Here is a 21,885-nt window from a genome sequence, read left to right on the forward strand (position 1 = left end):
CTTTTTCTCCCTGAACCCTTTCTCCCATGCAAATTAAACTTCCTGAACTGGGCGACGGAATCGAATCCGGTGACGTCCTTGAAATCTTCGTTTCGGTCGGCGACGTGATCGAGGCTGGCCAAGACGTCGTCGAGATGGAAACGGACAAAGCCACCGTACCAGTGCCGGCTGACGTTGCTGGCAAGGTAACGAAGATTTCCGTCAGCGAAGGTGACACGGTACCCATCGGTGGCGTGCTGCTGGAAGTGGAAGCGGCAGCGGGGGCCAGCGAGAAATCGCCACCACCGGCAGCGCCGAAAGCGGAATCCAAGCCAGAGCCAGCATCCAAGCCGGCACCTAAGGCCGAGCCGAAACCCGAGCCCGAAGCGGTTCAGGCTCCCGCGCCCGCGCCGCCGGCTCAACCTGCCGCACCGGTCGCTCCAGCGGCAGCCGCACCGACCCCGGCGCCCGCCCCCGCATCAACCGACCCAAGTTCGATTCCCGCGGGTCCCGCGATCCGGAAACTGGCACGCGAAACAAGCGTTGACCTCGCCAGCGTTCGTGGCACGGGCCCCGGCGGACGAATTTCCCGCGATGACGTGCTCGCTGCCGTGCGTTCGGTCAGTCAAGCGAACGCCGCACCGGCCACTGGCGGTGGAGCGACTGCGCCCCCGGCACGCCCCGCGTCCCCGGTTTCAAAGGATCTGCCCGGCAATGCCGATCAAGACGATTTTGGCCCCATCCGTGTTGAGCGAATGAGTAAAATCCGCAAGACAATTGCGGCTCAAATGCACGCGTCATGGTCCAGCGTCCCACGCGTTACCAACTTTGACGACGCCGACATCACCGATCTGGAGCGACTGCGAAAGTCCAGTAAAGAAGACTACGCCGCCCAGGGTTTGAAGCTCACCACGATGCCGTTTCTGATCAAAGCGGTCGCGACGGCACTGCGGCATCACCCCACGATCAACGCGGTAATCGATAGTGAGAACGAGCAAGTCGTTTACAAGGATTACGTTAATATCGGGATCGCTGTGGACACCGATCGTGGTCTCGTCGTCCCGGTTCTGAAGGACGTCGATCGCTTGGGCATTCCAGATATCGCGCGTGGTCTCGCTGAAACAGCGGGCAAGGTCCGCGGCGGCCAGTTCGCCGTCAGCGACCTGAAGGGTGGTTCGTTCACGATCAGTAATCTCGGCGCGATCGGCGGCCAGTACAGCACACCGATCGTCAACATTCCTGAAGTTGCGATTTTGCTGGTCGGACGTAGCCGGAAACTTCCTGTCGTGATGCCCGATGACTCGATCCAGCCACGGCTGATGATGCCATTGAGCCTGTCGTACGATCACCGGCTCGTCGATGGCGGCACGGCTGCTCGCTTCCTCAACGACGTGATTGGATATTTGCAGGCTCCGAGCCGTTTGTTATTGGCTCTCTAATCAACCCAGGGAACAGGCTTCTAGCCTGTCGATTCCCCATGGACAGGCCGAGACGTCTGTCCAGCATCGGCAGAATTAGCGGCAACTCGAATGAGCAATTTCATTGACTAACCCGAGCAAGCCGCTGGATGTTGTGGGGGATCCCCCGTTAACCTCGGCGACCCATCATCCGAAAATCCTCGTTGGCGTGTGCACGTATAACGAGGCGGGAAACATTCGAGAATTGCTGCAGCAAATCACCCGTGCGCTGCCCGAGGCGGATGTCCTCGTCGTCGATGACAACTCGCCCGACGGCACCGCTGCGGCTGTGCGGGATTTTGCTCGGCAGAGCACCGGTGGAACGTCGATCGAGTGCCGGGTCCGCGATCAACGTGGCCTCGGCGGTGCCATTCGGACCGCGATGACTGCGGCGATCGACGGAAGCTATGACTTGTTCTGCAATCTCGATGGTGATCTATCGCATCGCCCCGCCGATCTCCCTCGGCTCGTTGACGCGGTGATGGCCGGTGCCGACGTGGCTGTCGGATCACGATATGTTGCGGGCGGAGAAATTGTCGGATGGCCGCTGCGGCGAAAATGGATGAGCCATCTCATCAACGCGGTCACTCGTCGCCGGCTCGGATTGCCCGTCCGCGACGCGAGCGGCTCGTTTCGTTGCTACCGCGTCAAGAGTCTGGCGCAGCTCGACCTCAGCGACCAATCCTACGAAGGTTACGCGTTCATCCAAGAAGTCCTGCTGAGACTTCATCATGCCGGCGCCCAGTTTACGGAAGTCCCCATCACGTTCACCGAACGCGTCGAGGGCGAGAGCAAGCTGAGCCTATCCGAAGCGATCCGCTCGGGCTGGACCGTGTTCCGAATGAAGTAGGACAGCGGTTGAGGGTGCAGGGTATCGATCGGCCACTCACGCTGGCCCACATGAAATAGGCTAAACTGAGGTATTGTCTCTCCCGATATCTTCTTCTCCCGATCTCCCCCTCTCCTCAACATGAACACGCCCCTTTCCCGTCGCAGCGTTCTCTCAGGTTCGCTTGCCACCGCAGCGGGTGCTGCGACACTCGCCGCGGGCTCCCTGCACGGTGACGAAACCGCATCGGCCAGTCCCGCGGTCAACGCGAAATCAGGTCGACTCAACCAGTCCGTCTGCAAGTGGTGCTACAGCGGCATGTCCCTCGATGAACTGGCGTCGCATGCTCAGTCGATGGGCCTCGTTGGGATTGACCTGCTCGGTCCCGCGGACTTCCCCGTGCTGAAAAAACGCGGTTTGGTCTGCACCATGGTCGGATCGCATTCGCTCACTAATGGATTATGCGACACCCAATTCCATGACGAAGCACTGGAGAAGATGAACGCGGCGATCGAAGCGACCTCGGCGGAGGGTTGGAAGAATGTGATCTGCTTTAGCGGCAATGCTCGCGGGATCGATCGCAAGACCGGAATGAAGAACTGCGTCGCTGCCCTACGCAAGATCGTTCCAGTCGCCGAAGCCGCGAACGTGACGCTGCAGATGGAGCTGCTCAACAGCAAAGTCGACCATGCCGACTATATGTGCGACAACAGTGACTGGGGCGTCGAGCTCGTCAAGCAAGTCGGCAGTGACAACTTCAAGTTGCTCTATGATATTTATCACATGCAGATCATGGAGGGCGACATCATCCGTACGATTGAGAAGAATCACCCCTACTACGGTCACTATCACACGGCGGGCAACCCGGGCCGCCACGAACTCGACGACACGCAGGAGTTATTCTATCCACCCATCGCCCGCGCCATTGCCGACATCGGATACCAGGGATATTTCGCGCACGAATTCATCCCCGCGGGCGACCCGGTCGCCGGCCTTCGTGACGCCGTCGCGCAGTGCACTGTGTGAACCGAGTCACAGCGGGTGAACCGAGTCACAGCGGCCGCTGATCCCACAAACGGATCATGGGGGCTGCGAAATGAATTCCCCCAACCTGATTAGAAGACGAAGACAAATTCGTTCCAGTTCAGGATACTGAGGGCGTAGAGAGCTTCGGCTCGTTCGGGTTTGAGGTCGCTGTCGTTGATGAAGGAGTTCATTAACTCCTTGCCTTCGGCGATCTCTTGCTCGGTCGCTTCCCGGCCGAGGGTGCGGTGGAGCAGGGCGCTGACGAGGAGGCCGCGGTCGGCGGCGATCGCTTCGTCGGTGGTGCCCGCGGCGTGGAGTTCTTCACGGACCGAGGCGAGTAGCTGGTGGGCCTTCTCGTGAATGAATTCACTGTTGAGCAGCGACATCGCTTGACCGGGCTGCAGCGTGACGAAGCGTGCTTCGCATGTGGTGTCAGGCTCTGGGAAATCGAAGGCGGCGAGCATTGGCGTTAGCAACGAACGCTTGACGTGGATGTACACGCTGCGCCGGTTTCGATCCGATTCACTGGAGTCTCCCCAGCCTTTCCCCGGTTGCGACTGCCCGGCCAGGACCTCCGGTGAGAGTTCTTCGTAAAAGCTTGGGCCATAGCTTTCTAGGTTGATCGTTCCAGCGACGGTGAGGATCGTGTCGCGCACTTCTTCGGCGGTAAGGCGACGTGGATCGAACCGCCAAAACAGATCATTGTTCGGGTCGATGACCGATGTGTTGCCGACCGCTTCGGCTTGCTCAGGCGTGAGTGCCGCAGCGGCTTGATAGGTTTGGCTGGTCATCATGAACCGGTGCATGTCTTTGAACTTCCATCCCTTATCCACAAACACGTGCGCGAGGTAGTCGAGGAGTTGGGGGTGGGTCGGCGGGGTGCCGAGTTGTCCGAAGTTGTTCGTTGAACGCACGATGCCGCGGCCGAAGTGATGCTGCCAAATGCGGTTCACGATCACGCGGGTGGTGAGGCGGTTCTCGGCGGTCGTGACCCAGCGTGCGAACGCCAAACGACGCTTGTCCTCGGCGATCTCGGACCCCATGCCCGACAAACCTTGGCTTTGGAAAACGTCGTCTTCGAAAATCTCTGGCACGCGGGGAGTGACGGGGGTTGTGGGCGAATGCGGGTTGCCGCGGAACATGACAAATGTCTCGGCCATCTTCTGTTTCGTAGCGAGCCCGAGGACTTGTTCACGCGCGGGCAGCTCGCGACGGCGTTTTCTCGCCGCGGCGAGTTCTTTGCCGAGTTCCGCATAACGGCTGCGCTGATCGGCCGTGAGATGCTGGTCCAGTTTTTCTCGGAGCACCTTGTTGCGTTCCTTGCGGTCACCTTCGGTGGCACGTTGGTCTGGGGCCGACATTTTGACGATGCCCGCTTGCTCGATTTCGGTGCGTTCGGCTTCAATCCGCGAGAAATCTTCGTCGCATTGTTGATACTTGACCAACAGTTCGGGTGACGTGATATCGATTTGGTTGTTCGTGACATGATCAGCACGGGACGCGTACGGAGCCACGTCAGCGAAGATCGCCAGCATGCCGTAGTAGTCCGTGGTCGGGATGGGGTCGATCTTATGATCGTGGCAGCGGGCACAATTGATCGTCAGCCCTAAAAAGGCTTGGCCGGTCGTGGTGACGAGGTCGTCGAGTTCGTCGTAGCGGGCCTGCAAGGGATCGGCGGGCTCGTCGTCCCAGACGCCCAGGCGGTAGTAGCCCGTGGCGGTTTTGGATTCGGTCGTGGGATGTTCGAACAGGTCTCCGGCAAGTTGTTCTTGGACAAATTGGTCGTACGGTTTGTCTTCGTTGAACGAGCGGATGACATAGTCGCGAAACTTCCAGGCGTTGGGTTTGGCGGCATCACGTTCGTACGAGTTGGTCTCGGCATAGCGGACAAGGTCGAGCCAATACCGGCCCCACTTTTCGCCGTACTGCGGCGTAGCGAGCAGCCGGTCGATGAGCTTTTCGTACGCTTGCGGGTCGGGATCATTCGCGAACGCTTCGACCTCGTCAGGGGTTGGCGGCAGGCCGGTCAAGTCATAGGTGGCGCGGCGAATCAGCACACGTTTGTCGGCCGGTGGGGCTTGGTGCAGCCCCGCTTCGTCTAGCCGTTTGAGCACGAACGCATCGATGGGGTGCACTTCCTCGCCTTCGACTTGGACGTCCGGGACGACGGGATCGGTGAGCGCTTCAAACGCCCAATGCTTACTGAACACCGCCCCCTCTTCGATCCACTGTCGCAATAAACCGACTTCGCTCGGCGTCAGTGGATCACCTTCGGGCGGCATCCGTTCGTATTCGTCGTCGCTGGTGACCCGGGCCAGCATCGCACTGGAATCAGGATCGCCGGGCACAATCGCGTACTCGCCCGATTCGGATTCGACCAGAGCCAGCTCCGCATCATGAAACGCCAAGCCGCCTTCGGACTGGTCGGGGCCGTGGCAGGAGAAGCAGCGGCGGGCGAGCAGCGGTTGAATGTCGCTGGCGTAAACGAGTTCAGCGGCATGAGTCGGCGCGACCGCCGCCATGCTGGCAATGCTCAGTAGGACGGTGCAGCAAGCGAAAAGGGATCGAAGAATCAAATCGGGCATCACGCGTAGCGCTCGGAGCAGGGGGGAGGCGGGGGTTGGGTCGGCACGATCACGGGCTCGGCGAGGGGACTCCTATTTTGATCGAAAATAGCGGTCTTGGTAACCGGTAAAAATAGCCAAAATGGACCGGCGCAATTGGGGTGGCAATTTTTCAGGTTTCGCTACAATGCTTGGCTTGTCAAGCGGGCCAGCGGGAGTCCCTGTGATCGGTCTGGCGAGCGTTTCGGATGCATTGATTGTGTGCGGTGCGTTTCGCGTTACCTGTTTGTTACGAGACCCTGAAACGAGAGAAAGAAGTATGTCGCAAGTCGCTACGGAACGACTGCCCTACAAAGTTCGAGACATTTCGCTGGCCGAATACGGCCGCAAGGAAATCGATCTGGCCCAAAACGAAATGCCTGGCCTGATGGCATTGCGTGCCAAGTACGGCGCCTCCAAGCCGCTGGCCGGTGCTCGCATCGCCGGTTGTCTTCACATGACCATCCAAACGGCCGTCTTGATCGAGACTCTGATCGAGCTCGGTGCCGAAGTGACCTGGAGTAGCTGCAATATTTACAGCACCCAGGATCACGCTGCCGCCGCGATCGCCAAGGCCGGCATCCCTGTTTATGCTTGGAAGGGCATGAGCGACGCCGAATTCGATTGGTGCATCGAGCAAACGTTGCAGTTCCCCTCGGGCCAACCGCTCAACATGATCCTGGACGACGGCGGCGATTTGACCGCCATGGTGCATGACAAGTTCCCCGAATTGCTGGGCGACATTCGTGGCATCAGCGAAGAGACGACGGCGGGCATTCACCGCCTCGAAGTGCTCAATCGCAGCGGTCAACTTCGCGTCCCGGCGATCAACGTCAACGATTCGGCCACCAAGAGCAAGTTCGACAACCTGTACGGTTGCCGTGAATCGCTCGCCGATGGTGTCAAGCGAGCCACCGACGTGATGTTGGCCGGTAAGGTCGCCGTTGTTTGTGGCTACGGCGACGTCGGTAAGGGCTGTGCCCAAAGCCTGCAGCGTTATGGCTGCCGCGTGCTCGTGACTGAAATCGACCCCATCAACGCGTTGCAAGCCGCGATGGAAGGTTTCGAAGTCACCACGATGGAAGAAGCCTGCAAAGAAGGCCGCTTGTTCGTCACCACAACCGGCAACAAGGACATCATCCTTGGCCAGCACATGGTTGAAATGGCCAATGACGCGATCCTCTGCAATATCGGTCACTTCGATACCGAGATCGATGTCGCTTGGTTGGAAGCCCAAGTCGATGCCGGCAAGGCGACTAAGAGTGAGATCAAACCCGCCGACATCGGCGCCGTCGATCGCTACACATTCAAGGATAGCGATCGCAGTATCATCATTCTTGCCAAGGGACGTTTGGTGAACTTGGGCTGTGCCACCGGCCACCCGAGTTTCGTGATGAGCACTTCATTCACCAACCAAGTCCTCGCTCAGCTCGAACTGTGGAAGCAGGAACAGCAGTACGAGAACAAGGTTTACATGTTGCCCAAACGACTCGACGAAGAAGTCGCTCGGCTGCACCTGGGCAAACTTGGCGTGAAGCTGACGACGCTGACCCAGGAACAAGCCGATTATCTCGGCGTGCCAGTCGAAGGTCCATACAAACCGGACCACTACCGGTACTAACAGTCCCGGGCAAGTAGACGGTTTGAGGCTTGTTAAAGGGACTGTCGGCTGAAATCAGCCCAGTCCCCGGATGAGACTTGCGGTCTACGGCAAATGAACGAGCGGGCGGCAGGGAACGAGATAATTCGCGTCGCTGTCGCTCCTCGAACGAATGCAGCCAAGCATTCTTGTGTGAATTCACACGCAATCCGTGGGCAGCCACGTGGCCGAACGCTCGGCGCTCGCTCCGCCTTCGCTCCGGCCACGAGGCAATCGGCCATGGAGCATTCCGGCCACCGGCATTTGCCTGGGGTGTCAGCCCCAGACAAAATGCTGTGTTCACGCCGCGACGTTGGGCAACCTAGACAGCGTCTTTCTTACCTTTGCCGTTGCCCTTGCGGCCTTTGCCTTGTTTGGCGCCAGCCTGCAGTGGTTTGCGAACTGCTTCGGGCAAGGCTTCGAGTTGCTCCTTGGTCAGCGTGCTGGCGACTGCCTTTTGCAATTCGGTGGTTGCTTTGTTCATTTTTTCAAATGTAGCCTGTTCGTCAGCGGTCAGGGATTCGTTGATCTTGGCGCGGAGTTCCTTGCCTTTGAGTCCTGATTCACGAGCCGCCTTCATCGCCACGCCCCGTTTTTTCATCAATTCGGGAGTCAGGCCTTCCTCACGCAGCTGTTTCACTTTGGCCGTAAAGGCCGTGGTCGCAGCTTTGATTTTCGTCTTTTGTTCTTCGGACAATCCGGCATCTTGGAGGCCCTTCGTCAATTTCGCAACCGCTTGGTTGCGGCCTGCACGGTCGCCCTTGTTCTTCTTCGGTGCCGCGTCATCGGCAACTGCGGTCAGGGTGAGCGAGGCAATCAATGCGAGGGCGAACAGGTTTCTCATCAGGGTTTACCATGGGAAAAGTGGGGAGTGTTGACAATACAGTCGGCTTCTTAACCCCAAGCGAAATCTAAGGTTTCGCGATTATCCGCAAAATAGAGATAACATCGATTATTCCGATGGCGGTGGTGGCATCATCGCCTGCATTTGGTCAGCGAAGGCGTCGCCCATGAGGGCAAATGTCTTCGCGCAGCCGAGATAGTGGTAGCCCGCGTTGGAGGCACCTCGCGCCCGCATGGCGGCCTCTTCCGGGGAGATCAGCTCACTTTCAAAGGCGGCCACTGCGGCCTCCATTTCTTTTTGGGTCAGCTTGCCTTCGCTCACCTCATGTTTGTTGAGCTGGTAGCGTTTCTGTGCGACTTGTTGCACCTTGGCCTGGATCGCAGCGAGCGGTTCATCCCAGAACTCGCCCGTTTGCACCGCAATCACATTACCTTGGAACTCTGGATACGATGCCGGTGCCGCCATGGCCGCTCGAAATTGCCGGTTGCCGGGGTTGATATGTTCGCTCTTCATGCCATCGACGCCCATCACCCCAATCACGACTGGCATGTGCGGCGCGTCGAGGTCATGCCGAACGTCTCGAATCAAGTTCGCCAGCCACTCGCTGTACTTCTCGAATCGATTTGCGTCGCTCTCAGGAGGCAATTCCGGGTAGACGTCGCGGTTGACCATGTCATTAAAACCTTGGAACCAGACCAGGCCTGCGATTTCGTAGCCACGATGTTCATCGTAGTCAGGGTAGACACGCTGGATGTCGCTGAGCACGTGTTTGACGTGCTCGATCATCAAGCGGTAATAGTGGCCACTACGCTCGACGCTGTTTCGATTGTTTTCAATGTCTCGTTCGGTCCGCTCGTAGGTACCGGAGCTTGGCGAACGAAAATCGTAAAACAGCGACTTGCCGCCCCAGGCCGTCTTGATAATGAGGATTGGTTCTTCGATCGCCTCATCCATGGCGAGTCCAAAGGTGAACTCAGGGCCAATCTTGCCGCCGTCGGCCGCCGGGTTGGGGCGTGACCCGTAGCCTGCGGTGAGTTTGCCAAACCCCTCGCCGTTTTCGTCTCCCCGGCCGGTGAGGTAAGAGATCCATACGTTGTCGGCAACCTTCGGTGTGCCGTCCGGACCGATCATCTTCCGATAGAGCGGGGCCGTTTGCGGGTCATCGGCGATGTACTCAAACGTGGAGACTTTTGCGTGCCCCTCCATGTTGGACTGACCCGCCATGATAAACACCTTGATCGGTTTTGGATCGTCGGCCGCAGCGGGGCAGGCCCACCAAGACAAGGACGATATGCAAAACAGAAGGGCGGCCAACGGGCAGCGGGAATGCATCGGGGGAACTCCGGCAGAGAGATAGGTTGATCCGTTCGCAAACGAGATGCAGTCGGCATCATGCGGCCTATTCTAACCGCTGTTGCTAGCGAGATGTCGATTCAATGACTCAGCGCGAAACCGCGTCTGCATTCGTAATGCAGTAGATCTTGGTCAGCGTCCGGATCAGCAGTTTGCCGCCCACGATGCTCGGGGTTGCGATGCAGAGTTCATCGAGCGGATTGGTTGCCAGGATTTCGAACTCCGGTCCCGCCTTGATGACGTAGGTGAGCCCGTCTTCGCTCAAGCAAAATAGCTTGCCGTCGTACGCCCATGGCGACGCGGTGAACGATCCCTTGGGTGAGAACCGTTGCTTGCCATAAACCTCAGCACCGGTCAATGCATTCTGACACGTGATGAAGCCTTGGTCGTAGACCGTGTAAAGGTAGTCGCCGTAGACGATCTGGGTCGTGTTGTAAGCCGACGCTTGCGGTTGGTACCAGGTGATGAAGTTGCTGTCCTCGTACTTGCCATCGCGGGCGATTTCTCCCTCGGCACCAGGCGCAATGGCAAACGTCGGTCGATGAGCGTCGCCCACGTATCCCGATGAGATATAGCACATTCCATGGGCGGCAAAGGGTGACGGGATGACCAGCATGGACATGTCACCGTTGAAGTTCCATAGTTCCTTGCCATCGAGCGAATAACTGCGGTTGGCATTTTCACCGGGCACAACGATTTCTGTCCGTTTTTCATTCTCCCAGATGAACGGGGTCGCCCACGATCTCGTTTCGTCGCGATTGGTTTTCCAGATCTGGCGACCGGTCTTCGTGTCAAACGACGCGACCCATGACTCGTCTTCATTATCGTAGACGACGATGACTTGTTCCTCGTGAACCACCGGTGACGAAGCGGCACCGTAGTCCATGTTCGTTTTCTTCGGTTCGATCATCTGCGACCACAGCAGTTCACCATCGAGGCTGTAACAAAACAGTCCCAGGTCACCGAATAATACGAATATTCGTTCGCCATCGGTGGTCGATGTTTCGGCCGCGTACGAGCTTTTGGGGTGTCGCGGCACGATCGGCTGGCCCGTATGAGCCTCCTGTTTCCACAATTGCTGACCAGTGTTCAGGTCAAAGCAAAAGACTAGCCAGTGATGGATGCCTTTGCCCGGGTCGCGGACGCCCAGTCCCAGATACAGACCGCTTTGTGGTTTGAGGTTTTCCTCGTCCGCGACGACAGACGACACGAATACCCGATTGCCGACGACGATGGGGCTGCCCCAGCCTTGGCCGGGCACGTCAGCGACCCAGGCAACGTTCTCATCTTGGCTCCACCGGGTCGGGAGTGCTGGGTGATCAGCGGCAACGCCCGTCGCATCGGCACCACGAAAGCGTGTGAAGTCATCTCCGAAGACCGGCGACATGCTCGTCAGCAGGAGGACGGCCAGCAGCGGAAAGCGATTCATTCTTAAAACTCGTCTTTGACGGGGACTGTGTCCATGAAACCGATCATCATTTCCTCGAAACTCTGTTCGCCCCATCGTACCGGTTTGGATGGATCGGGGTTGGTTAAGTTGCTCTCGCTGTTGTCGAAAACTGCCGTGCACTCGATGCGGGTTCCCTTGGGCAGCGTCAGCGGTTTATCGAGAATGTATTTCAGCTGCCAATTGAAGTCATAGTTCGGCACGTCCAGCAGAGTCTGTTCGCGACCGTCAGGAAACGTCGCGTCGTAGCGAAATGATTTACCACGCAAGTGCATGTGCGGCGTCATGCTGATCAGGTTTTCATCTTGCGGAACGATGTAGGTCGCCTTCACTTCGTGTTGCGAGTCGCCCGCGGGAATCTCGAATTTGTGATTGATGGCTAGCCGCCCGCGCAGACGTTTGCGAACGTTGGCTTGATCGGTGAATTTTACCCCGAGGTAACTCAGGTCCTCCGCGGGGCTGCCATTGGGGGTGTAGTGCATCTCGAAGAGCAACTTGCTGCCCGCTTTGACTTCCAGGGCCACCCCGTCGGTCAATTCCAGCGGCGGCATGCCTGGTGCGTAGCCCGCGACCACTTGCCGAAAATCACGCTTCCTCTCACCGGGCGGAATCACATAGACCAAAATATGATGGACAACGCCGCGTTTGTCCGGTCTCGCTTCCGCCGAGACGATGTATTTATCTTCCTCCCAGCCGGGATCGACGACGAAATGTTGGTAGTCCACGATGCCTTCGGCAGGCACGGAGAACGGTTGTTTTCGCATGGGGAAGACTTCGTCCGGTTGAGCCATCTGCCAGCCTTCGGCAAACTCGGGTGTGGCCGGCAGGTCGTTGGCGTCTCCTTCGGGCATGCCGTTGTCGACCCAGGTCGAGATCAGGTCTCGCTCGGTTTGATTCAGACGCGCATCATTGGCAAATTTTCCGTGCTGGGGGTCAGCGTACCAGGGCGGCATGCGGTTATCTGCGATCACTTCCAGAATCGTATCCTCCCAGCCCAGCACATCGTCGTAGCTGGTTAGGGTGAAGGGCGCGATCTCACCATCGCGATGGCACTTTACGCATCGATCGTTAAAAATCGGCGAAATATCTTTGGTGAATGTGATATCGCCACTCGGCTCGACTGCATTGGCTCGACCGATGTAGCAACCCACCGCTTCGGTTTCGGGTACCTGGATCGTTTGCCCGTTCAGCAACGCGTCAATTGCCACGGTCAATTCGGGCTTGGCCTCACGTTCCTTCGAATAGCCCACGCCGTACTGGTCATCGATGCGGCCGTGATATTGCACAACGCGATCTTGATCGAGCAAAAATACTTCCGGGGTTCGCTCCGCTCCCATCGCGTCGGCGACACGGTTGCCGGGATCCTTGAGCATCGGAAAGTCAATTTGGTGGCGGTGCACATACGCAGCCATTTCCGTCAAACTGTCTTGCTTGTTCGAATTGATCCCGATGACCTGCACGCCGCGATCGGCGTACCGTCGTTGGATCTCGGACAGTCGCGGGCCGTAGAGTTTGGCCAGCGGGCATTCCGTGCCCAGATACACGATCGCGATCGCATTGGCGGACGAAAAGTCGTCCAAGGACACGGCTTTGCCGTAGCAGTTGTCCAAGGTAAACGATTCGATGTGCTGGCCCAGATGCCCCGTTGTGGGGCCCGTCGCGTCAGCGGACCAGCAGGCTGGGCAGCTCAAAATGGTTAATGCGGCGGCAACGAATCCAGTTTTCCACATCCAAAAAACTCCCAAGGGGTTCACAATCACATCGGATCAGACTGTCCAGCCGATCCGCTCGGGTATCATTGGACTCGAAAGTCACTGCTGATACCACTGTGATATTGTGTCAGATTGTACCGGCTCGATCGCGGTGGCTGACGGTTGGCAACGACTGCCGGTTTCTTACCGGCGTCGTTTCTTTTTCCGCGTCATGGGGTTGAGACTGCGGCGAACCTCGGCGACGGGTTCTTCGACTTCGGGTTGTTGTTCCGCGGCCGTCAGGGGTGGCTCGAATCCTTCGAGGGAATCGCGGATCAGCTCTTTATTGATCCGTCGTTCGATACTGGTCAGGATATCACCTTCGCCGGGCACGACGAATGTAAACGCGATGCCGTCACGGCCCATTCGCCCGGTCCGGCCCACACGGTGTACGTAGTCGTCGCAGTCTTGCGGGACATCGAAGTTGACGATGTGTGAAATCGTCGTGATGTCGATCCCTCGCCCGACAACATCCGTCGCGATCAGCAGCTTGAGTTTGCGGTCACGCAAACTCTGCAGGACACGGTCGCGTTCACGTTGTTGAAGGTCGCCGTGGATGCAGCCGCATGCGCCGTGGTAGATTCGCGATAGCTGCCGATGCAGACGGTCGGTGCCACGTTTGGTGCGGCAAAATACGATTGCTTGCTCAGGGTCTTCGCGCTCGAGCAATTGCTCGAGCAGTTCGACTTTACGTTCGTTGGCGACGGTAAAGTAGCGTTGCTCGATCGTGTCGACGGCCATTTCGTTTTGGCAGCAGTCGATCACGGTGGGGTCGGTCATGTAGCTTTCGGCGAGTCGCCGCACGACCGGTGGCAGGGTCGCCGAGAGCAGCAGGGTTTGGCGGCTGCGAGGGCACTTGCGCATGATCCGTTCGATCTGCGGTCGGAAGCCAATATCGAGCATCCGGTCGGCTTCATCGAGCACGACACACCAGGCTTTGTCGAGCCGGAGGGTGCCACGCTGCAGGTGGTCGTGGATCCGGCCGGGCGTGCCGACGACGATCTGGACACCATTTTCAAGTTGCCGCAGTTGGCGATTCATGTTCTTGCCGCCGGAGAGAACCGCGATTTCAGTCGGGACTCCATAGGCTAGCCGCGCCGTTTCAGCGGCGACTTGGTCGGCGAGTTCGCGCGTCGGAACGACAATGATCGCTTGCGGATCGCGGCAGTCCTCGAGCGCGTCGAGTTGTTCGAGAATGGGGATGGCGAATGCCGCCGTTTTCCCGGTTCCCGTGCGGGCTTGGCCGATCACGTCACAGCCTTCGAGGCCGTATGGGATCAAGGCAGCCTGGATCGGCGACGGCTTCGTGAATCCTGTCTTGGCGAGGGACTGACGCATGATCGGCGACAAGTCGAGTTCGTCAAAGGATTCCATTTCGGGCGGCAGCACAACGGGACCGACCGACTCCAACAGGGCGACGGAATCTTCGTTATCTTCGAATCGGGGTGGTGGCCCACGGCGGCCGCTACGGGCATTTCTGGGACTTTTAGTATAGCTCATACCGAAAGTTTATCCGCTCAACGGGTTTTGCAACACTCCCAGATGCCGAAATGGTCGTGTTTAGTTAGGGAGGAGATCGCCCTGTAACGATTGGACGCTGGGTCGAGATCGCCAAGCGGGATCCCAGGCGAGATGCGTAGCCCATCGGTCGGGTGCTCCCGCTTCGGCCTGGTGTTTCCGTTTCCGCCTGGCCGTTCCGTTTCGGTCTGGCCGTTCAGTTTCGCGGTGGGTTGAGCAGGCGGGCGATCGTTTCGTCATTTTGGTTGTCCGGCGTGGCGACAAAGATCCCCGTGTCGACGAAGGTTTCCACCGGTTCACCGCGGATGGCGGCGGTGAGCGTTTCGATGGCCAGGTAGCCCATGCGGACAGGGTCCTGCAGAACGATCGCGGAAACGTGACCCGCTGCCATTGCCTCCCGCAGCGAATCGCTGCTGTCAAATGCAACCAGCTTGATTTTATCCGACAGGTCGCGGTCGCGGATCGCGCGTAGCATGCCCTCGGCATTGGGTTCGCAGGTCGTGAACACGCCGTCAACGTCATTGCCAAAACGGTTCAGCAGCGACTGCGCCTTGTCGACGGCGGACTCGGTCGTCGTGCCGCCGTATTGATCGCTACTGATCACTTCGATTTGCGGGTACTTTGCGATGCCGTCTAGGAATCCTTCTTCGCGTTGATGGGTGCTCTCACTGCCTTGGTGGTATCGCAAGCAGATGACTTTGCCGCCCTCGTCGCCCAGGCTTTTGGCCATCGCATCGGCAGCCATCTGGCCACCGCGAAAGTTGTCTGTCGCGACATAGGAAACGTATGCTTTTTGGTCGGTGTTCAGTCCGCTGTCAAAGATCAACACAGGGACGCCCGCACGGCCGGCCTCCTCGACCGAACGCACGAGCGCATCGGCATCCAAGGGGGCCAAGCAGATTCCATCGACACCGGAGTTCAGGAAGTTTTCAAAGAGGCTGATTTGCTCACTGCGGTCACTCTCTTGGGATGGTCCCTTGAACGTGACTCGGACACCGAGATCTTTACCCGCCTGCTGCGCACCGCTGCGCACGGATTGCCAAAAGATATGGTTCTCGCCCTTCGGGATGACGGCCAGGTGTAGCTCGCGGTCCTGTGTTGCCGCGGTGGGGTCGTCCGCACCACGCGGTGGTCGGCACCCGCACAACAAGGTCAGCAAAACAACTGCAACGATTCCGCGAGAGGCAAGCAAGTGCATGGGTTCGATGTTCCAGGTCCAATGAGATCAACATGAATGAAAAGATAAATTTCTTTAGGTACATCAGTTTACCGTATTTCGTGCAGGCACATCGCCCTGGATAGGCAGTCGTGAAAGCAAGTTTGAAAAACTTTCTGAAACTTGGCTTGACCCGCGAAAGGCATCCCGGCTAAGTTTCCCCCATCGTCGCAAGCGGGTTGTTTCGGCAAGTCGCTCGCGGCAAAAAGACGATCATAGACGGAATGATTTTCGCACGGGTCAAGCTCGCATTTATGTGTGCGTGACTGCGAAGAGGGTAGTTAAAATGGGGCCACGGATGGCGCTGTTTGATCACCAAGTTTCACTATGTTCAGATCGTTCGAGCGGTGCTAGCATGGATGCGACGCACTCACTCGAACATTTTAAGAGCAGCAGTCAATCTGCGACTTGCAACCTGCGAGGCTTTCGACGATAATTCAAGTGCTCAGTGGCGATGTCACTGAAGCGAGAACTACCGCAGCGAAAACAGCCTGAGAAGGCTCGCCCGGGTAGGATACTCAGTACCGACCACCGGCTCCCGGAACAGAAGCGCGTTGTCCTCCGCCCCCCTAGGACCTCGTACTTTCCGGGAGCTTTTTTTATGCGCGCTCAGAATCCGCCCAACCTCTCTTGCGCTGGGCAGGCGTAACTCGCTATAAGGGGTTCCTATCGTGGCAAGCGGATGGGCGCTCGCCCCGCTTTTCTTTCACGAGTCGACACGCGTTTGAGAGAACCAGGGCAGACGCCCGATGGTCGGTACTCCAAAAGAAATACCGACCCGCATCGATGCTCCTGTGGTATCGCCGCGTAGAGATTCGCCCCTCCCTTATCAGCGAGACGCACGGATGCGACGCAGAGCGGTTAGCAATTACGATCTCCAGGTTCGCGAACGCACGCAAGCCGAACATACTTCGCATCGCCGTGCCGATCGATCACGGCGGCGCCGAATGATCGCGTTCAGCATGGCTCTATTCGTTGTCTTGCTCGTTGCGAGCGCACCGTCCTTGGTTAGCGTGTCGCCTCTGGGGCGGTCGCTGTTAGTCCAGGCTCTGGCAGGATATGGATGGGACACGGATGTCGATAGTGTCCAGTTTGGATGGGTCACCCCGGTTCGCATGACCGGCCTGCAACTCGTTGGCAATCGCGCGGGGTCGACAATTCAGGTTGGCGAAGTGCAGACGGGCATTACCGTCACGCAGTTGTTTTCGGGTGACTTGTCCCGTGGTCGTTTCGGCGACGTGGTGCTGCGTGACGTGCGGGTCGCCTGTCGGGTGCAAAATGGCAGCAGTTCGATCGAGACCGACCTGACCGACTTGCTCGCACCCTCGGACCCCGCTTCTGCTATGTCGCCCGCAGGGGCGGTGCAAGTGCAAGGGCTGCACATCGATATCACCGACGATGTCACGGGGGCGACGTGGTCACTGAAGCAGTCCAATGCCTTGGTGCGGATCGATGCCAAGGAGTTGACGTCGGAGTGGCAAGGCGTCCTCAGTCAACCCGGTGGCGGTGAAGGATCGCTGCAGGGCGAAGCGATTGTGGGCTGGGCGTCGGAGGCGGCGATGCCCATCACGTTGAAAATTGAAGCTGACTCGCTGCCTATCTCCGTCTTGAGTTTGGTCTCGAGGCGGTTTCCCGAAAGTGAACTGCCAGCGGCGATTACCGGCGATCTGTCGGGGAGTGCGACCGTTGAAATGCCCGCTTCGGGGTACCCGCTTGTGTCGCTGCGTAAAATTGAACTGCGTGGTCTCGCAGCGTATGCCCCAGGCGATGGCACTCGATTGTGGGGCAACGAGCTCACTCAGCTCGACGGCGAGTGGATTTGGCAGCCCGGCCGGATCGTGGCCCGCCATGTGTCGGCCAAAACGGACTTCGCCACGGTTGCTTTGAACGGTACCTTTTCCGATTCCATTTCATTGGCCGGCGCTGGGTCGAATCCTTTGGCGTGGCTCGACCAGGTGGACGCGACCGCGGATGTTCAAATTGACCTTTCACGCTTGCAAGTCGCGATGCCCAAAGCACTGCCTCTTCGCAGTAACGCGACGTTGCACCGGGGGATGATTCGCGCGACGATCGAACCCATCGAGAACGCACTCGCCAGCGGGAAGGCAAACGGATCGCGGCGCCGCCGTTTGGTGATCCATAGCGATACGATTGAAGCAACATCCGCGGGCAAGTCGGTTGTGATCGCGCCGATGGATGCGACCGCCATTGTCGCCAGCGATGCGACGTCACTCTCGGCGGAACAGTTTGAACTCAATAGCCCATTCGCGAGGATCCAAGGGCACGGCAGTGTCGCCTCCGGTGCAGCCGAACTCAGCGTCAATTTTGGCAAGCTCGCACAGATGCTGAATCCACTCTTCGAGCTCGATCACCAGGACTTGCGAGGTGATGTGGTGGCGACGGTGCGCTGGGATGCCGAGGCCGGCGGGTTGTGGCGTCTGCGCGGGAATAGTCGCATTGACAATTTAATGATTCAGTTCGATCCCGAGCGACGTTTGCGGCAAACCAAGCTCACGTCCACGCTCGACGCGGAAGGCCGATGGTCCACGTCGACGGGCAGTTGGTCGCTCGACGAACTCTCCGGTGGGTCGCTGCGCATCGAAGGTGATGGCGTCAAGGCGGATGTGGAGCTCGTTCGTGCGGTGTCCCATCCCAGCCGAGACCGAATGCTGCCGCTACGCATCAGTGGGCAGGGGCGAATCGAATCGATGGCCGAAATGCTGCACCCTTGGATGCCGGATTCTGCCTCGCAGGTTCGTGGCGGCTTTCGCGCTTCGACGCAGGCGAGTGTGAGTGTCGCGGGCGAAATCATGATGGACAGCCTCGCGGGCGAGCTCAGCGCACTTGAGATCTCCGTCGGTGAAAACCTCCTGCGGCAAGAATTGGTCCAGCTGGATTTCGAGGGCAAGGCTTTGTGGCCCCGCCAAGAGTTGACGATTGACTCGTTGACGCTCAAGGGCGATGCGGTGTCCGCGGCCGTGGAGGGCAAGTGGGTTAACGATGTGACGGATCTGGAGATCGCGTGGCGGGCAGACTTGGATCGATTGCAACCCGCCGCACTCAATCAGGTTGCGCAGCGGTCCGGCCAGGGCTCGGCAAGTGGGAGCCCGCGCGATGCGGGCGGACAGCGAGCGGGCGACAATGTCCGCTCGGTTGGATTCAGTAATCAAGCGTCTGTGCCGACGAGCGGAGGCTGGACGATCGGGGGCCAGCTCGAGGGCAATACGATCGTCGTCGGCGATCTGACGACGTTGCACTGCCAATCGAAGCTTACCGGTCGCGACATGAGTCTCCGGGAGCCGGTTTCCGGGACGAGTTCGCCCCAGACTTCGCTTGTGTGGTTCGAACCGCTTGTCGAAGTGAACGGCAAATTTGACCTGCAGATGCCGGCGCTGGCGATCCAGACCAACGGGTTGCAGGTTTCGACCGGTTGGTGCGGCGTGGCGTTGGAGGGGGCTGCCTCGTGGCAGAATGGCGTTGCCGATGTGCGCCTGAGCGGGCCGGCGAGGTTTAAGATGGACGAGGTCGCCCGCCACCTTACCCGGCTGACGGGCGTGAACATGGTTGCTGAGGGGCTGCATCAAACGCCTCTGGAAATCCTCTATGCACAAAACAGCAGCGAACACTACGCGTTCACGATCAAGGGATCGCTGGGGTGGGAAACGGTCGACACCGCCGGCATGCTGTTCGGGCCTGCGCAAGTGCCTTTTCGGATGACCGAAAGCGTCGTCACGATTGCGCAGAGCAAGATACCGGTACTGGGGCCGAGTCGTTTGACGCCGCAGTTGATCGGGCCGCAGGTTCCGCCGCTAAGCGATCAACCACGTGACCCATCCGGGGGCGAGATCCAATTGGCCGGTGACGTGCATTACCGGCCCGAACTGTATATCGAAATGCAGCCGGGACCGATTGCGAGGAACGTGGAGCTGACCCCCGATATGACGGGGCAATGGTTGAAGTACTTGGCCCCGATCGCTTCGGATGCGGCCCGAGTGGAGGGCACTTTCAGTGCTGAACTCGAGCACGCTGTCGTCTGGATCGACGAACCCCGACGCAGCGAGGTGCGGGGACGACTGGATATTGAACGGGTGCAGATGAATGCGGGGCCGCTGGCCGATCAAGTGATCGCGGGGGCCCGGCAGTTGCAGGCATTGGCGGCAATCGGCACGAGTTCTCAAACCCCGCGCACCGGTCGCACGCTGATCACATTGCCCGCCCAAAGCGTGGCATTCAGCGTTTCCCAGGGAGTTGTCGCTCACCGCGCGATGATGCTGGATATCGATCGCGCTCGGGTGGTCACGAGCGGCCAGGTCGACTTTGACGGACGACTCGACATGATCGCGCAGATTCCGCTCGATGCGAAGTGGCTCGGCGGCGACCTGCGAGGCTTGGCCGGCCAAACCATGACGCTGCCGATTGACGGGACGCTTAGCCGTCCGAGTCTCGATTCGGCAGGAATTCGCCGTGTCGCGGTGGATCTTGGCACCCAGGCGGCTCAGGACGCCGCCGGCAATTACCTGCAGCAGCAATTGGGGCGAGGCCAGCAATCGCTCGAACAGGGGATCAACAAAGGGCTCGAAAAACTCCGGTTTGATAAACTCTTCGGGAACTAATTGGCTCCCCCGCCGTATAGAGCGTCCGGCCACATGCATTGATTTAGGAACGAGCGGAAAAGAAGTGGCCGAACGCTCCGCGGTCGGAATGGTCGACCGTGGAGCGTTCGGCCACAATCTCAGACCGTATTTCCCGCTCGTTGGTCAGTGGTCCTGAATTGCCGCGGGATCTCCTGGGAGAACGGCCGATACCGGCGCCATGGGTGTCGCTGGCTCAGGGATTTGGAGCAGGTTTCAGGCCTTGCATTGATTCCTGAAATTTCCAGCTTACGCTATGGTGGTCTCCGTCCATCAGGGTTTCTTCGCTTCCATTGTCAACTGGTACGTTCAACATGCAATCAACAATAACGACGCAAACGCGTGCATTCCGGCCGTGGTTACTCTCGCTGCTCACGCTGCCGGTTCTCGTCGTCCTGCTCTGTTTCACCCCGATTGGCAGCGCGCTGGCGTGCCCGTTCTGTAGCGCCGTTTCTCAAACGCTGCGGCAGGAGATGGAGGTTATGGATGCGGTCGTCATCGCGTCGGCCCTGCAGGGAGACGCGACCCGCAATGCAGACACTGGCGAGGTTGAAATGAAAATCGAAACGGTGCTCAAAGGTGCCGATCACGTGGAAGTGGGCCAGCATGTCAAGGCAGTCTATTTTGGGGATGTCGCAAAAGGGCGTCGCTTCCTGCTGTCGGGTGCCGACCCCAGCGATATGCAGTGGTCCTGTCTCCCGGTGACACCGCGGGCCGAGCAATATCTCATCCGCATCCCCGATGTCGCCAAGCAAGAAAATGCTGATCGATTACGGTTTTTCTTGCCTTATCTGCAAGACGACGATTCGATGCTGTCGCGAGATGCGTATGACGAGTTTGCCATCACACCCTATGCCGATGTGCAGCAGATCAAAGAGGACATGGACCACGACCAGTTAGTGGAGTGGATCCAGGACGAGACAATGTCGCCCGATCGCAAGCGGTTGTACCTCACGATGCTCGGAGTGTGCGGCAGCGACAAGGACCTCCCATTGCTGGAAGGGATGCTCAAAAGCACGCAGAAAGCCTCACGCACGGGGCTCGATGCACTCATCGCGTGTTACCTCACCTTGGCGGGCGAGTCGGGGTTGGAGTTGATCGATCAGGAATTCCTGCTTAATCAACAGGCGTCCTATGCGGACACCTACGCGGCCATCATGGCAATTCGATTTCACGGCACCGAAGGCGGCATTATCCCACGCAGTGCACTTGTCGAATCGTTGCACTTGATTCTCGATCGCAATGACTTGGCTGACCTCGTGATCCCCGACCTGGCCCGCTGGGAAGATTGGAGCCAAGTCGACAAGCTCAAAGAGCTGTTCCTAACTGCCGATGCCGACAATAATTGGGTTCGCGTGCCAGTCGTCAATTATCTGCGGGCCTGTCCGAAGCCAGAAGCGGCCGAGGCACTCAAGGAACTCGAGAAAGCGGATCCTGCGAGCGTTCGTCGCGCCAACACCTTCTTCGCGGTACCAAAGCCGGCGGCGGCCAGTGTTCAGCCGAGCAAGCAATAGCGACAGCGAGAACTTTCCGTCGCGACAGTGAGAACTTGAGAAATGCGTCGAGCGATGGCAGTTGCCGTCGCCAGAGGG

The 21,885-nt window shown here is 58.7% G+C and carries 13 protein-coding genes; 6 read left to right on the forward strand and 7 right to left on the reverse strand.

Translation table 11 applies throughout. The features are described 5' to 3' along the window. The first annotated feature begins 26 nt into the window (after positions 1–26). From SH410x_RS10930 to SH410x_RS10940, 3 genes are all read left to right on the forward strand, one after another. On the forward strand, positions 27–1,418 hold the full coding sequence (locus tag SH410x_RS10930) for a 2-oxo acid dehydrogenase subunit E2 (protein ID WP_473676537.1): 1,392 nt from the start codon (positions 27–29) through the stop codon (positions 1,416–1,418). A 175-nt stretch (positions 1,419–1,593) separates the two neighbouring features. Beyond that, positions 1,594–2,286 carry a polyprenol monophosphomannose synthase gene (locus SH410x_RS10935; protein ID WP_473677293.1) on the forward strand — a complete coding sequence of 231 codons (693 nt, stop codon included), beginning with the start codon at positions 1,594–1,596 and terminating at the stop codon, positions 2,284–2,286. 120 nt (positions 2,287–2,406) lie between these two features. Beyond that, positions 2,407–3,291, forward strand: a complete 885-nt coding sequence (locus SH410x_RS10940; RefSeq protein WP_473676538.1) for a hydroxypyruvate isomerase family protein — start codon at positions 2,407–2,409, stop codon at positions 3,289–3,291. Positions 3,292–3,380: 89 nt separating this feature from the next. Here SH410x_RS10940 and SH410x_RS10945 read toward each other — a convergent pair whose 3' ends face one another. Beyond that, positions 3,381–5,876 carry a PSD1 and planctomycete cytochrome C domain-containing protein gene (locus tag SH410x_RS10945; RefSeq protein WP_473676539.1) on the reverse strand — a complete coding sequence of 832 codons (2,496 nt, stop codon included), beginning with the start codon at positions 5,874–5,876 and terminating at the stop codon, positions 3,381–3,383. A gap of 298 nt (positions 5,877–6,174) precedes the next feature. Here SH410x_RS10945 and ahcY point away from each other — a divergent pair, with 298 nt between their 5' ends. Then, positions 6,175–7,515 carry an adenosylhomocysteinase gene (gene ahcY, locus SH410x_RS10950; RefSeq protein ID WP_473677294.1) on the forward strand — a complete coding sequence of 447 codons (1,341 nt, stop codon included), beginning with the start codon at positions 6,175–6,177 and terminating at the stop codon, positions 7,513–7,515. 340 nt (positions 7,516–7,855) lie between these two features. On the opposite strand, the gene SH410x_RS10955 is transcribed toward ahcY, so the two are convergent. The 6 genes from SH410x_RS10955 to SH410x_RS10980 form a co-directional block, all read right to left on the reverse strand. Continuing rightward, positions 7,856–8,377: a hypothetical protein gene (locus tag SH410x_RS10955; RefSeq protein WP_473676540.1), complete on the reverse strand. Its 522-nt coding sequence runs from the start codon at positions 8,375–8,377 to the stop codon at positions 7,856–7,858. A 108-nt stretch (positions 8,378–8,485) separates the two neighbouring features. Then, positions 8,486–9,661: a sialate O-acetylesterase gene (locus SH410x_RS10960; RefSeq protein WP_473676541.1), complete on the reverse strand. Its 1,176-nt coding sequence runs from the start codon at positions 9,659–9,661 to the stop codon at positions 8,486–8,488. A gap of 157 nt (positions 9,662–9,818) precedes the next feature. Continuing rightward, the gene (locus SH410x_RS10965; RefSeq protein WP_473676542.1) at positions 9,819–11,159 is read right to left on the reverse strand and encodes an outer membrane protein assembly factor BamB family protein; all 1,341 of its coding nucleotides are present in this window, start codon (positions 11,157–11,159) and stop codon (positions 9,819–9,821) included. Between the two features lie 2 nt (positions 11,160–11,161). Beyond that, a complete protein-coding gene (locus tag SH410x_RS10970) occupies positions 11,162–12,907 on the reverse strand; it encodes a redoxin domain-containing protein (protein ID WP_473676543.1) in 1,746 nt (581 codons plus the stop codon). Between the two features lie 165 nt (positions 12,908–13,072). Then, positions 13,073–14,428: a DEAD/DEAH box helicase gene (locus SH410x_RS10975; protein ID WP_473676544.1), complete on the reverse strand. Its 1,356-nt coding sequence runs from the start codon at positions 14,426–14,428 to the stop codon at positions 13,073–13,075. 214 nt (positions 14,429–14,642) lie between these two features. Further along, positions 14,643–15,644 carry an ABC transporter substrate-binding protein gene (locus tag SH410x_RS10980; protein ID WP_473676545.1) on the reverse strand — a complete coding sequence of 334 codons (1,002 nt, stop codon included), beginning with the start codon at positions 15,642–15,644 and terminating at the stop codon, positions 14,643–14,645. 863 nt (positions 15,645–16,507) lie between these two features. On the opposite strand from SH410x_RS10980, the gene SH410x_RS10985 reads away from it, so the two are divergent. Together SH410x_RS10985 and SH410x_RS10990 are read left to right on the forward strand one after the other, a co-directional pair. After that, positions 16,508–20,275 (forward strand): AsmA family protein, encoded by a 3,768-nt coding sequence (locus SH410x_RS10985; protein ID WP_473676546.1) that lies wholly within the window; start codon positions 16,508–16,510, stop codon positions 20,273–20,275. 332 nt (positions 20,276–20,607) lie between these two features. Continuing rightward, positions 20,608–21,807 carry a hypothetical protein gene (locus tag SH410x_RS10990; RefSeq protein ID WP_473676547.1) on the forward strand — a complete coding sequence of 400 codons (1,200 nt, stop codon included), beginning with the start codon at positions 20,608–20,610 and terminating at the stop codon, positions 21,805–21,807. Positions 21,808–21,885 lie beyond the last annotated feature (78 nt).

Source organism: Rhodopirellula sp. SH410, assembly GCF_055811895.1.

Bases quoted from the DNA above. Each gene is read 5' to 3' on its own strand.
- SH410x_RS10980 (WP_473676545.1), bottom strand. From the start codon at position 15,644: ATGCACTTGCTTGCCTCTCGCGGAATCGTTGCAGTTGTTTTGCTGACC.
- SH410x_RS10955 (WP_473676540.1), bottom strand. From the start codon at position 8,377: ATGAGAAACCTGTTCGCCCTCGCATTGATTGCCTCGCTCACCCTGACC.
- SH410x_RS10970 (WP_473676543.1), bottom strand. From the start codon at position 12,907: ATGTGGAAAACTGGATTCGTTGCCGCCGCATTAACCATTTTGAGCTGC.
- SH410x_RS10940 (WP_473676538.1), top strand. From the start codon at position 2,407: ATGAACACGCCCCTTTCCCGTCGCAGCGTTCTCTCAGGTTCGCTTGCC.
- SH410x_RS10985 (WP_473676546.1), top strand. From the start codon at position 16,508: ATGCGACGCAGAGCGGTTAGCAATTACGATCTCCAGGTTCGCGAACGC.
- SH410x_RS10930 (WP_473676537.1), top strand. From the start codon at position 27: ATGCAAATTAAACTTCCTGAACTGGGCGACGGAATCGAATCCGGTGAC.
- SH410x_RS10965 (WP_473676542.1), bottom strand. From the start codon at position 11,159: ATGAATCGCTTTCCGCTGCTGGCCGTCCTCCTGCTGACGAGCATGTCG.
- SH410x_RS10990 (WP_473676547.1), top strand. From the start codon at position 20,608: ATGCAATCAACAATAACGACGCAAACGCGTGCATTCCGGCCGTGGTTA.
- ahcY (WP_473677294.1), top strand. From the start codon at position 6,175: ATGTCGCAAGTCGCTACGGAACGACTGCCCTACAAAGTTCGAGACATT.
- SH410x_RS10945 (WP_473676539.1), bottom strand. From the start codon at position 5,876: ATGCCCGATTTGATTCTTCGATCCCTTTTCGCTTGCTGCACCGTCCTA.
- SH410x_RS10975 (WP_473676544.1), bottom strand. From the start codon at position 14,428: ATGAGCTATACTAAAAGTCCCAGAAATGCCCGTAGCGGCCGCCGTGGG.